A 14,789-nucleotide genomic window follows, 5' to 3' on the forward strand; every position below is an offset into this window, starting at 1 on the left:
TGTCTGTGAAAGTTTAACGTTTCAAATTATAAACCTAATTTTGCCATCATTGCAGCAATTTGAGCTTTCATTTGTTCATTTTCTGCTTTCAAGTCAGATACTTCGCCTTTTAATCCGGCATTTTGAGCTTTCATAGCTGCCATTTCTTGTTGCATTGCATAGGCAGAACTGATAGGGCCTTTGCGGTAACGATCTGCTACAGCAGCTTCGCTATCACGGTTGCCGACTTTCCAAGTTACACCAGCGTTCGCCATCATGTGGCTAGAACCACCAGCCCAGGATACACCACCATGGATTAATGTAGATTCATTTTTGTAATGAGCTACGCCAAGAGCCACTGCGGAGTTACCACGGTAGTTACCATAACCAGCCATGATTTGAGTTGGTTCCAATGGATCGTATTGGATAGGTTTCAATGCGGAGAGAGCTGCGCCTTGAGCACCTACACGACCTACTTCTTCGCCAAGTTGATCGATACGGTTATTAACATTTGTTAAATCTACTGTACCAGCAGGGTTAGCTTTAATAGTATAAACATTTTGTCCATCAGCTGTAGTAGTATGAGCAACTGTTACACTATTATCTCCTGCTTCTACTTTAGTCAATTGACCAACAGTTGCAGCATCTGTTGGAGCTGTACCATTCTTAACATTAGTAATCTTATTACCACCATTGTTTAGGCCATTACCAGTTAAGGATACCGTTACTGCAGGATCTGTAGGAACAGCTGCAGGTGTAGTTATTGTAATGCCGCCTCTATTAATAACTGTATTATTATTAGCAGTATCACCAAACTTGATAGAACCAGTATCAGTTAAGTTAACATCCTTAATCAATTGAACTTTCAATTTACCACCATCGTTATTCACGCCGATGTTATTGTCAGTCAATTTAGTTTTATCTGCACCACCAACGATATCGATAGTTTCATTCAATTTCTTGGAGATAACTTTTGTTTTATCTGTACCTTGAGCGTCATCACCCGCGTATTTTACGCCATCATCATGAGTTGCTACTTCGTGATCGTTATTATCTTTATCTTTGTATACGATACGAGTGATACCATCAGTACCATTTAAACCAGGTTTGCCTTCTTTAACAGTAATATCTGCTTTCGTATTTGTACCATCTTTACCAGCAGCGCCAGTTAAACCGATGTGACCGATACCATCTTTACCGGAGATAGATACAGCATCTTTACCGTCTTTACCGATAGAAACTTTACCGTCAAGGCCATTCGCACCATCTTTACCAGTAATGGATACACCGTCTTGACCGTCAACGCCATCTTTACCTGGAACGCTAACAGATTCTAAGCCTTTAAGGTTTTTATTAAGACCGATTTCAACAGTTGTATTACCTGCTGGATCTTGTTTGATATTAGTTCTGATGTTATCAGTGTTGTATTTATCTGCAAAGTTTTCGCCAGTAGCAAGAGCGCCTGTACCAGCAATAGTTACTTTAGAACCAAGTTTATTTGTCTTAGGATCTGCGTTATTTGCATCAAATACAAGACCTTTATCGATAAGAGCATCAGATGTAGATTTAAGGTCAGATACGTTTACAGCACCATTTGGTGTATTCGTATTAGCACTATCCAACTTATCCAAGAATGTAGCACCAGTTTCATTTGCAATGGAGGAACCAACATTGTTCAACTTCATTGGAGTAGTTGAAGAATTATCAGCATTGTTCATAGATGCAATAACTTGAGCTTTTGGAACTTCTGCGCCTGTACCTTGAGGATTTTCGTAGAATTTACCATTTACTAAGTAAACCTTAGTGCCATCTTTCTTAGTATACACAACAGGAGTTTGTGCATTATTTACAACACCTTGGTTATTAATAGTAATGTCATATTGGTGACCTTTAGTTGCATCATATGTTGCAGAACCAGGGGCATTTTTATCTACTACTTTAATGGAGCTGTCAGAAGATTCAACAGTCGTAACATTGTCTTTCAATTGTTTTACGTTTACCGCATCAGTATTAGCTGTGCCAGCTGCAACATTAGTAATTTTGTTACCACCATTATCAAGACCTTGGTTAGTCAACTTAACATCAGTTGTAGTTGTACCAGGAGTTGTAGGAGCTTTGATAGTAATGCCATCGTTATTTACAACAGTATCTCCCATTGTTACAGAGCCATCTTTAGTAAGGTTAAGATCTTTGTTCATCTTAACTGTTAAAGTGGTACCGCCATCTGCTACAACTGCGATGTTCCCTGTTGCAGATTTGAATTCTTGGCCATTAACTTCTAATTTACCAGATGTTGCATTTTCAGTAACACCTTCACCTTGAACTTTCACAAGAGAATTCATTTCTTGTTTATTTTCTTTAGAAGTATTGTTACCAGTGAAACGCAAGCCATCATCCATAGTAGCTACTTCACGTTTGATAGGGTTATTATCTTTATCTTTTAATGGATTGCCATTAGCATCTTTTGGTACATATACGATACGTTCAGATTTTTCATTGTTGTTAGCTTCTTGTTTAACAAGTGTTTGTGTGCCATGATCTGTGGAAATATCGATATTCGCACCAGGTGTACCAGGTGCACCAGGAGTACCTGCAGGACCTTGAGGACCTGTCAAGCCAATATGACCAACGCCATCTTTACCAGAAATGGATACAGCGTCTTTACCGTCTTTACCAGCAATACCTACTTTACCATCTTGACCGTCTTTAGCACCTGGCGCACTTTCACCTTTTGGACCAGTGATAGATACACCATCTTTACTGTCAATACCATCTTTACCATTTACAACAATTTTATCTAAGTTAGTAAGATCTTTATCCAAGCTAAATGTATAAGTTTGAGTTTTGTTAGCAGCATCAATATCTTGTTTTACAGTCAAGTTTTTGCCTGCTGCAAAGTTAACAGTGCCACCATTTTCAACAGCTGTTGCCGCTGCAGGAGTTGTAGTATCATTTGCTACTTTACCACCATTAGCAGTTGCATTAGCTTTGAAGCCATAATTATTGCCACCAGCTGGAATATTCAAGTCGGAGAAGTCGATAACTGCTTTAGGACCAGTTACAGCTTTACCATTGCCATCATTGAATGTTAATTCAACTTGTTTAGTTGCTGCATTATATTTATAAGCTTGAGCTGCTGCGCCTGTATTAGTATTACCAGATGCCACACCACCTTTATCAGTGTCTGTACCACCTTCAGTTGGAGCAATGTGCAATTCAGAAGCTTTCAATTCTTTAGCAGCGCTATTCAAGTCAGATACATTAACGGCAGCATGTTTAGTTAAGTTATCACCAGCAGCTGTTTCCAAACGTTGTAAATATGTAGGGCTAGTAATTACTGTACCTGCAGTATCTTTCGCTTCATGACCACTAATAGCAGAACCAATGTTATTAACAATCATTGTGCCACCAGTTGTTGCACCTTGTGTAGTACCATTAGCTGGTGTTTCAAAGGATGCAATCACTTCGTTAGCATTAACTGGTGTACCAGTACCATCGGCTTTTGTATTCCAAGTTACTGCACCTGTAGTAGGATCTACAATTTTGTAAACCTTAGTACCATCAGCTTTAGTGTAAACAGCTGGAGTTACAGCATTTACAGTATAAGTTTTTTGGCCTGTAGTTGCATCAGATTTTTCAGATACAGTTACATTATCGCCAGCTTTTACGATAGAACCAAGTTTAGTGATATTTTTCTTACCATCATTAGAGATGTTAGAAAGATCAGAATTAGCTACACCTTTGATTTTTGCAAATGTATTTGCTTTTTCAGCACCATTGCCATCAGTGTATGTCAATGTTACTTCATCGTTTTTAGCATTGCCATCTTTATCTGTTGCACCAACTTCATATGTGCCAGGTGTGATGTGTAATTCATCAGCAAGGTTAGCTACTTTATTCACAGTAGCATTACCACCAGGTGTAGTACTTGGAGTAGTGATAGTAATGTGATCACCATCAGTCTTAATTGTCTTACCACCAAGTTCAACACTGTTCAAACCTGTAAGGTCTTTTGCTAATTGAATATTCAAGGCAGTATTGCCAGTTGTAGCATCAGGAACAGATGTAACACCGATGTTGTTACCAGTAGCTAATTTATTTGTATCTGTAATGCCACCTTTAACATCAACTTGTTTGTTGAGTTTAACAGCACCTACAGTACCCATATCGCCACCGAATTTGAGGCCATCGTCCATAGTGGCTACTTCACGTACGATGTTCTTGTTATCAGCACCTTTAATAGGGTTGCCACTAGCATCTTTTGGAACATATACGATACGTTCAGCTTTGTCAGCATCACCATTATGAGCAGGATCACGGTTGATAAGAACTTGTTCACCTTTAGCAGATGTAATAGAGATATCTGCACCATTACGGCCATTGATACCATCTTTACCATCTTGACCTTTAGGACCAGTCATACCAATAGAACCGTCTGCACCATTGATAACTACGGAAGATCCGTCTTTACCATTTACGCCGATTTTACCATCAACGCCATCTTTACCTGGAACGCCTGGTTGACCTTTTTCACCAATACCGATTTTATCGGATAAAGCAAATTCAACTTTAGCACCATCAGTTGTAGCGCCTTGTTTAACAGTAAGGTTTTTACCTGCTACCATTTCAACAGTTTTTTGATCGGAAATGTTAACAGCGTTAGCATTATGATCAGTTGCTGTAGCACCACCATTAGCAGTGTCTGCAGAGGATTTAATATTCCAGGAAGATGCTGTACCACCAGTTGCTGTCGCACTGATTGTGTAGATATCATGACCATCAGTTGAATCTTGAGTCTTATTAACTACAATATTGCTACCTGGTTTTACTTCTGTGCGCAAACCTTTGATTTGGCCGTAGTTTACAGCGTCTGTATCCGCAGTACCAGGAGCCAAGTTCACAATCTTATTATTTGTTGTGCCATCGCCCATGGACAAGTTGCCGCCCTTAATAGTTACTGCAGGTGTTGTAGCATTTGGAGCATCATTCAATGTGATGGATGTGCTACCGTTACTTATGGAGTTAATACCTTTTAAGTTTTTATTCAACTTAATAGTTAATTTATCGATACTATCTGCTTCTACTGCGATATTATCTTTAGCAGATTCAAATTTAGTACCATCAGAAGTTTGGATTTCTTTAGCACCAGCTGCATTAGTACCTTCTTTAGTACCTTCACCTTGAACTTTCACTAAAGAACCTAATTTATGTTTATTTACAGTAGATTCATTGTTACCAGTAAAGTTCAAACCTTTATCAGTCAAGCCATCAGCTGTGTTCTTCAAGTCAGTTACGTTTACTGCTGCATTTTGTGTCTTAGTATCGCCTGCGGCAGCATCCAATTTATCCAAATATGTAGGGGATGTAACGCCTGGTGTTGCATGGTTATTAATAGCAGAACCAATGTTATTAACGATGGAGTTACCACCAGTTGTATTACCAGCTGCATCTTTGAAAGATACGATTACGTCACTTGCAGCTACGTCATTACCAGCAGAACCATCAAGGTTTGTTGTATAAGTACCATCTGTACGTTTAACAACTTTATTACCATTTTTATCTGTGTAAATAGCAGGTGTTACAGCGTTTACTGTGTAAGTTTTTTGACCTGTTGTAGCATCAGCAGCTTCAGATACTGTTACATTATCACCAGCTTTTACAATTGTGCCAAGGCCAGTAATAACATTCTTACCAGCATCATTGATGTTAGTAAGATCTTGTTTAGCAATACCTGTAATCTTAGCGGTTTCTGTTAAATCCTTTTTATTACCATCTTGATAATTCAATGTAACAGAACCATCGTTTTGTACAGCATATGTACCTTCTTTGATGTGTTTTTCATCAGAAAGGTTAGCTACTTTAGTAGTTGTTGTTGCACCAGGAGCTGCACCAGGAGTAGTGTCTGGAGAAGTGATAGTAATGTGATCACCATCAGTCTTAATTGTCTTACCACCAAGTTCAACACTATTCAAACCTGTAAGGTCTTTTGCTAATTGAATATTCAAGGCAGTATTGCCAGTTGTAGCATCAGGAACAGATGTAACACCGATGTTATTACCAGTAGCTAATTTATTTACATCTGTAATGCCACCTTTAACATCAACTTGTTTGTTGAGTTTAACAGCGCCTACAGTACCCATATCGCCACCGAATTTGAGGCCATCGTCCATAGTTGCTACTTCACGTACGATGTTCTTGCCATTACCATCTTGAATAGGGTTGCCACTAGCATCTTTTGGAACATATACGATACGTTCTGCTTTATCAGTATCCAAACTATGAGCTGGATCACGGTTGATAAGAACTTGTTCACCCTTAGCAGATGTCATGGAGATATTAGCACCATCACGGCCATTAATACCATCTTTACCATCTTTGCCCTGAGGCCCAGTCATACCGATAGAGCCGTCTGCACCATTGATAACTACGGAAGAACCGTCTTTACCATTTACGCCGATTTTACCATCAACGCCATCTTTACCAGGAACGCCAGGTTGACCTTTTTCACCAATACCGATTTTATCGGACAAGGAGAATTCTACAGTAGCATTGCCACCAGTAGCATCGTTAGTTTGTTTTACTACTAAGTTTTTACCAGATTGGAATTCTACAGATTTACCATCTGCAATGTTTTGGGCGTTTGCATTATGGTTATCAGCAACAGCACCACCATCTGTAGTATTAGCAGAGGACTTAACATTCCAAGAGGATGCAGTTGTGCCGCCTGTAGATAAACCGGACAAGTCGATCTTAGCAACTACATCTTGTCCGTTAGCTTTAACAGTTTCACCCTTACCATTTACATATGTCATAGTAACAGTTTTATCAGCTGCTACTGTGTATGTACCTGGTTTGATATGTGTATCTGTATCGCTTGCGATTTTCTTAACATCGCCAATATTAGCAGCATTAGAATCAGTGTCACCACCAGATTTAAGGTTAGTAATATTATTACCACCAACATCGACATTACCACCAGTAATGCTTACTGCAGGTGTATTACCTGTGCCGCCTGGATTGCTGTTAAGAGTGATAGAGGAGTTACCATTAGAAATAGAATTAATATCTTTCAACGCTTTAGCTAAACCAACGTTGATTGTTGTATTACCATCAGAACCTTGTTCAATATTTGTTCTAATATTAGCTGTGTTGTATTCATCAGCATATGCTTTACCAGCAGTTAAAGCGCCAGTACCTTTGACTGTTACTTTAGAGCCAAGTTTGTTAGTTTTTTCATTACCTTCGTTAGCATCGAATCTCAAGCCTTTATCAGTCAAGCCATCAGCTGTGTTTTTCAAGTCAGATACGTTTACTGCTGCATTTGGAGTTGCAGTATTAGCAGCATCTAACTTAGTCAAGAAAGAATCACCTGCATTACCAGCCTTTTTAATAGCAGAGCCAACGTTGTTGATAACCATGTTACCGCCAGTTGTGTTGCCATTGCCATCCATGAAGGATGTGATTACATCACCTTTGTCTACATTATTACCAGCAGCAAGATTACTATTTGTTGTGAAAGTGCCATCTGGACGTTTATACACTTTTGTACCATCAGCTTTTGTGTAAACAGCTGGAGTTACAGCGTTTACAGTGTAAGTTGTTCGACCTGTTGTTGCATCAGAGCTTTCAGATACATTGACATTATCGCCAGCTTTTACAATAGTGCCAAGTTTAGTAATTTCTTTCTTACCTTCATTTGTGATGTTAGAAAGATCATTTTTAGCAATGCCTGTAATAACGGCTTGTTCACCAGTAACAGCCTTATTATTACCATCAAGGTATGTCATAGTTACATTGCCATTACTATCAACAGTGTATTCATGACCAGTAGTTGTAGGTGCAATGTGACGTTCAGCCGCTTTTACAGCATATAATTGGGAACCGTTAACTGCATCAGTAGATGTAGAATTTACATCACCATTAGCAACACCTGTAATTTTGTTGTTAGATACATTAACAGGGCCACCAGAAATAGTTGTACCACTGGTAGTGAATTCGATTTTACCGCCACCGTTATTTGTAATGGAGGAGATACCTGTTAAAGCACCTTCTACATTTACTTTATATGGGCTAGCCGTTGTACCTGCGCCAGTTACAGTTGTATTTTTACCATCGGCTACTACAGTTTTGCTTCCTGCTGCAGCGTCGATTTCAAAGTATGTTTTACCAGCTGCATCTGTTTTTTGATCTACAGTAACTGCAGAACCAGTTTTAGCTTTCACCAAGCCATCGTAATCAAATTTAACATTTACGTTAGCATCTTTACCGTTTGCATCGTTTTCGGACACAGTTGTAACACGGTTGTTATCGCCTTTAATGTTTAATTGACCATTGTATGCAAGGAAATCTGCGGCAACATTACTTGTATTTGAACCAACTGTAATTGTAGCTGTATTAGTATCGGCACCAACACGAACGCCAACGTTTTTCAATTGTGCTACGTTAACTGCGTCAGTGTCTTTGTTACCAGCTGCTACGTTGATAATTTGACGTTTTTGAGTGTCATTACCAACGGAAACGGCACCAGTATTAATGCGACCAGAGTCCCATTGGTCTCCATGACCCGTCAAATCAGCCGTATACGCACGATTACGAATAGCAGTACCATTTAAATTCTTGCTATTCCAACCAGCATTTTCATTAGAAGCTGTTGTTCGGTCTAACATAGAGCCAGCACCAAGTGCTACACCGCCTTGTACGCCAGAAACTTGTGCAGTAGCACCAATTGCTGTGGCATCATACGCACCGGTACCACTTACAGTAGCACCATAACCAATAGCTTGAGAACGGATATTTTCATTGCCAGATACATGAGCGGCAGAACCCATTGCGATACTTTCACGGGACTCAACAGAAGAACCATGACCAGCTACGAAACCATCAGATGCATCTGCATGGGAACCAGAACCTAATACTACGGAATAATGAGCATTACCATTGGTTTTTGCACCAGCACCAACAACAACAGCACGATCAGATTCGTCACTAACAGTTGCGCCATCGCCAATAGCAACTGCAGAACCCGCATCATAATAATTACCAGCCACAGCACCAGTATTAGGCACAGAAGCTGAGTTAACAGTAATTGTTTCTGTATTATATCCTGCCGGACTTAGAGTGCCATGAGAACCAGAGAACTCATAGTTAGAAGTCGCTTTTTGTGCATTAACTTTAGAACGTAAACCCATAGCGATAGATGCACGAGCACCAGCTTCTGCAGCACCACCTTGAGCAATGGAACGGCTACCAGTTGCTTTTGCTTTGAAACCAACTGCTACAGCATAGTCACCGGCTTCAACAGTACCACCTGCAGAAGAGTTACCAATTGCAACCGCATAGTCACCATTTGCATTGATACGAGAACCCATTGCAACTGCACCAGTTTTAGTAGATTTTACTTCTCGACCAATAGCGATTGTATCAAGAGACGTAGCTTCATTGTCACGTCCAAAAGCTATCTGAAGATTACTTTTATTAGCAGTTGTAGAATCACCTATAGAGGAATCAGCTGTATTATTCAAACCAATAGCAATACCGCCCATAGTATTAGCTGTATTACCATTACCCATAGTAACAGTATCAGCCATATTAGATTTATTTTGTTTACCAATTGCTACAGAAGCACTACCGTTTGCCTTGGATTGATAGCCAATAGCAGTTGCAAAGTTAGCACTTACAGCTGCTTCGCGACCCATGGCTATGCCACCCCAACCGTTGGCATCAGCTTGTGGGCCAACAGCAATTGCATTAGCTTGGTTTGCTTTAGATTCACGACCCATAGCAATGCTATCGCCAGTGGAATTTGTTTCAGCCTTATGACCGATACTGATGTTATCAGTACCTTTTGCCCAGCTTTCACGGCCCACAGCAATAGAGAATTGACCACTACCTCTATCTGTATTAGCTGGATTAGAGTTCGCACGGTTACCAATGGCAATAGAGTCTTCAGCAGAAGCAATAGATACATTACCAATAGCTACAGAAGCACGCCCTGAAGCCGTATTAAATGAACCTACTGCAGTCGCTGCACCACCTGTAGCCTGATTGCCACCACCAATTGCGGTAGTACTGTCCTCTGTAGCAGTATTGCCAAAGCCATAAGCCACATGACCTTTACCTTGGACATTAGTCTTAGTATCGTTAGCATACCCTACAACTATAGAGTTTGTACTTACCTTATTCGGACCATAACCAGCAGGAACACTATTTGGGGCAATATTAACTGCACTATAACTTAGATCTGTATCCGCTTGTACCGGAGTACCCATTTGAGCACCAGCGCCCATAATAGCCAACGTAGCTAATACGCTAGCTAAAACTTTTTTCTTACCGCTGTTGTTTTTCGCAACTTCAGATACTACAACGTAGCATTCTTTTGTTTTGCTCCAAACAACCTTAAAAATCTTATTCATAGAATCTATGAACCCCCTTTAAAAAAAGACACAATTATAATCCTTATTATTACAATGTTGTTCGATGAGATTTTCCATGTTTGTGAAAGCCTCAAAACCGAGACATAATACACATTTCATTTTTTCCTCATCTTGCGTCATATATAAGATAACAAATATAAATGCTCTTGTAAATGGTTTTTTCATTTTTCTCTCACATATTTTTATTATTTTACATTTATTTATAAATATTTTATATTTTAACTCAATTTTTATTGATTTTATGGGTATTTTTCTCTCTATATAGACCGTTTATTTCTATATAATTCGATTTACTACAATGATTATCGATATATACATTAGTTTTACTTATAAACAATTATCCTATCGTTTTAATAACTTTCATATACATCGATATAACATAAATCTGCATAAAATAAGGATTTATATTTTTTAGTCATCTTTTTACTAGCAGTGCAAATTAACAATTCTAAATAATATAAAACGAAAAAATCGCCCCATACGGGACGATTTTTAGAGATTATGAAATTTTGTTCATGAATAAGTGTTTCATACTCATTACACAGAAGCTAATGTACTATGCCACAATACGAGCATAACCTACCAACGTTTCTTCAATATATCCAGAGTCTAATAATAACTCTATACTATCCTTTATTTCGGCAATAGTAAATCTTTCAGCTTTACGCTGAGACCATGCTTTAAATTGGTCAATAATCTCTTCTTCTGTCATACCATCAGCTTGTTGGATGATAAATAAAACAGTAGACACACATTCTACTTGTTCAACCGAGACCAAACTATTCACAAATGTAATCGCTTGTTGTAAAGGCTTTTGCATAGACTCATAAGTATCATTAACCCTTTTACTAATGATTTCATTTTTCACAGATTGATAGGCTGTCTCTACATCTTGTATAGAGTGATATTCTACATATTCCTTAATATTACGGCTAATGATATCTATGGAGTGATCATAAGGACCAAATTTATATTTTTTAAAATGGAAATACGGTTTAGTTAGCTTCATATTCATAAAAAAAGCTGTTTTTTGTAACGTGATTTGATTAAAAAATCCATTCCGCAACCCTCGTTTTATATCTAATAGCAATAAAGCTGCTAATGATAACTTAGGCTTATGCTTCGCATTATTAGAAGCAAAATTTCCAGGCTCATGAATATAGATATCTATATCTTGCACAGACTCTAGTGAAGTCATCAATACATCTCTAACATCACTCCAGTCTAGGCCGCCATTACCACTACCTAATGGCGGAATAGCAATAGATTTAATCTTTCGTTTCTTTATAATGCGAATCAAGTCTTCCAAACCTTGTTGTATATATTCCATTTTAGATGGCTTACGCCATTGATTTTTAGTTGGGAAATTAATAATCAGCTTATCATCTGTTTGATATGTATGCATGCGTCCAATAACTACATCGCCTCGTTTACAAGCATTAACATAGTCCTTATTCATTTCTGGATACATGAGCTTAAATTGATAGGCTAATCCCTTTCCCATATACCCCTCGCAATTAACAGTGTTGACTAACGCTTGTGCGGGCGAGGTAAATATATTTGTATTAACAAATGTAATCATAATTCTGTCCTACTTGGTGAATAAAGTTGATACTACATGTACTTGTGTACTATAGTCCTTTACCAATGATTCAACTTGATATTTGACATCTTCATTCGGTACAAAAATCTTATAAATATCTTTAAAAGGTACATCACAATAAGGCGAAATACACTCTGCCATACGTACATGACCATCATAATTTGGATTAGGTGGATTCCCTTTAGGTGTATTCATCACATCCCAATTAATTTGAGAAAATCCCTCATCATATTCCAAAATCTTTATCTCAGAACCACTAGAAATAGGATGACGAAGAATAATCTTAAATTTTTTATCTCTTGCAACACCGCGATTTACTGCTAAATAAACGTACGGCCCCTCTGATTGACGTTGCTTTTGAACAGCAACATCAAATTCAGTATGTGTATGAAAATGAAAAGGTACACACTGATCTAAGCCTTTTGCGGTTCGCTTTGACAAAATATCTTCATTTGCTATATCAGTATAAGTAATTTTCTTCTTTTGGAGCGAAACTCGTGATAATAGCCCATCATGGATAATACTTGGTAGATTCTTTATGGATGTTAAATGGTATATACTCTTTAGATCCTCTATTCTTCGTACCATATCATAACCTCTTATTTCATAGATTAATATAAGATCCCTTCTACTCTTTTACTCTCATTGTAAATCAACCAAATAGATTATGCAATTATCATTATCTATGCTTATTATGAAAGCATAAAAAACAGGCAAATAGTTGGCTTAGGGATAGCCATTCCTTATACGACATTTCTTTGGCCTATGCTATACTAAAGACATATATATCATTATATAGGGGAGGTTTCTCATGGGGAATATAAACAGTGAGGTACAAGTTATCCCCTACTCAAATGTTTCTCCTATGATATACTTAAGAAAATTCGTCTCTTATAAAAGTTATTATATTCACTTCTATTAAAAGATATACATACTAGTCTCTATTGAAAGGTATCCACATGAGCCAAAACTCTATTCCCAAGACAGATGCGATGCAAGCCAAAACACCTAAAAAAGATGTGTCTCCAAAGAAATCAAACACCATTCAGCCACCTATTAACGAGGTGGTGCAAGAAAAGATTGAAGAGCTGAAAGAGTCGTATGACAATTTTCTCTATGTGTCCAAAGCGTTTTCCAACACCAACATCAATTCACTGCAAGCCCGCAGCCGGTTATATGGGCTTTCACCAGCACCACTCAAGGGGGCGCGCGTGTTAGAGCTAGGTTCGTCATGCGGGGGCAATATCATCCCACAAGCACTGTACTATCCAGAGACTACTTTCACGGGCATCGATTTATCAAGCGTGCAGATTGAGCACGGCAAGGAATTAATCGCATCCATGGGGCTCACGAATATTACGTTGCTAGAGAAAAATATCATGGATATCGATGACGATTTCGGCACCTTCGATTACATCATCGTGCACGGTATTTGGTCGTGGGTACCGGACATGGTGAAAGACAAGATTCTCAGCATTTGTAATCGCAATCTATCGGACCGGGGCATTGCATATGTGTCATATAATACGTATCCCGGGTGGAAACGGTTAGAACAATTACGGGATATTATGCTGTATTCGGAAAAGCATGCGCCAACGACGTCCCTACAGGACCGCACGGCGTATACGAAACAGGTGTTGCAACTCATTCAGGAAACGATGAAGTTGGATGAACGGTCGCGCATGAAATCGAGTTACAAGATTCCTAATATTGACCGTATCCTTAAGGCCAATGATTACTATGTGGGCCATGAGTATTTAGAGGCCATCAACGATCCGGTGTACGTATCAGAATTTGTGAAACGCGCCGAAGCTCAAGGCTGTGCCTATGTGGGCGATGAATGTATGCAGCGCTCCTTTATTACGTGGCTATCGGATGCGACGGTGACAAATATTAAAAAATTAGCCCAAGATAACCGCGTAGATAAGGAACAATACTTTGATTACGTGTATGATACACAGTTCCGCATGGCGTTGTTAACGAAACAATCTAACGAAGACCAGATTACAAAAAACGAAACAGTAACCAAGAACATATTGGACGAACTCTATTTCCTCATCACCTTAGATACAGATTTGGGTGTTCCACCGGAATGGACGGATACGGTACACATCGCTATTAAGGAAATGATGGATACGCGATTACCATTCTCTGTACAAGATGTGGTCGACCATATTGAACATCAGTATCCGGGCTATGAAATCGATATGGATAAGCTTTATACGCGCTTGTTCTTACTGGCCGTTATCGGACAACTCTATACCTTTGGTGAACGCTATGAACACCTACCATTCAAGGAAAATGAAACCTACATTCCTCAGCGGTTCATCGACTATATTGCAACCCTCATTGAAAAGGATGGCAATCAGTATATGACGACATCAAACATGTATAATCAAATCGACTATGACGTGGACCATGGCGTGTTATACATTATGCGCCTCTTAACAACGCCAACTACAAAAGAAAAACTCATAGAAGATCTAGATGTAAATGTGACCGTCGAACGGACAACGAAGGATGGTCAACAGTACCGCGTTCCATCGGAACAATACTTAGATGAAGTATTGCGTCATTTACAAGTATTGGGGTTCTTTAAGAAATAAGTATATAGACATAAAAAAGGGGCTGTAACTAGAGTGCGGTAAAACCACATTCTGTTACAGCCCTTTTGTGTTTGTATTTTAAACCTTATTATCAATCTAATACTAACAAGAATTTCTACTTACTGTCTATCTACTGTCTATCTACTGTCTATTCATCATATATTCATT

At 38.7% G+C, this 14,789-nt stretch carries 4 protein-coding genes; 1 reads left to right on the top strand and 3 read right to left on the bottom strand.

Annotated features, from left to right (window positions below; all coding sequences use genetic code 11):
- Window positions 1-26 precede the first annotated feature (26 nt).
- The 3 genes from O3617_RS07570 to O3617_RS07580 form a co-directional block, all read right to left on the bottom strand.
- Window positions 27-10,391 carry an ESPR-type extended signal peptide-containing protein gene (locus O3617_RS07570; protein ID WP_371449410.1) on the bottom strand — a complete coding sequence of 3,455 codons (10,365 nt, stop codon included), beginning with the start codon at window positions 10,389-10,391 and terminating at the stop codon, window positions 27-29.
- Window positions 10,392-10,968: 577 nt separating this feature from the next.
- The gene (locus tag O3617_RS07575) at window positions 10,969-11,994 is read right to left on the bottom strand and encodes a macro domain-containing protein (protein ID WP_371449411.1); all 1,026 of its coding nucleotides are present in this window, start codon (window positions 11,992-11,994) and stop codon (window positions 10,969-10,971) included.
- Between the two features lie 9 nt (window positions 11,995-12,003).
- Window positions 12,004-12,603 (bottom strand): DarT ssDNA thymidine ADP-ribosyltransferase family protein, encoded by a 600-nt coding sequence (locus O3617_RS07580; protein ID WP_371449413.1) that lies wholly within the window; start codon window positions 12,601-12,603, stop codon window positions 12,004-12,006.
- A 371-nt stretch (window positions 12,604-12,974) separates the two neighbouring features.
- On the opposite strand from O3617_RS07580, the gene O3617_RS07585 reads away from it, so the two are divergent.
- The gene (locus O3617_RS07585; protein ID WP_371449415.1) at window positions 12,975-14,621 is read left to right on the top strand and encodes a methyltransferase regulatory domain-containing protein; all 1,647 of its coding nucleotides are present in this window, start codon (window positions 12,975-12,977) and stop codon (window positions 14,619-14,621) included.
- Window positions 14,622-14,789: the final 168 nt, after the last annotated feature.

The sequence above is a fragment of the Veillonella sp. 27098_8_77 genome, from assembly GCF_041431535.1.
Taxonomy (GTDB): domain Bacteria; phylum Bacillota; class Negativicutes; order Veillonellales; family Veillonellaceae; genus Veillonella.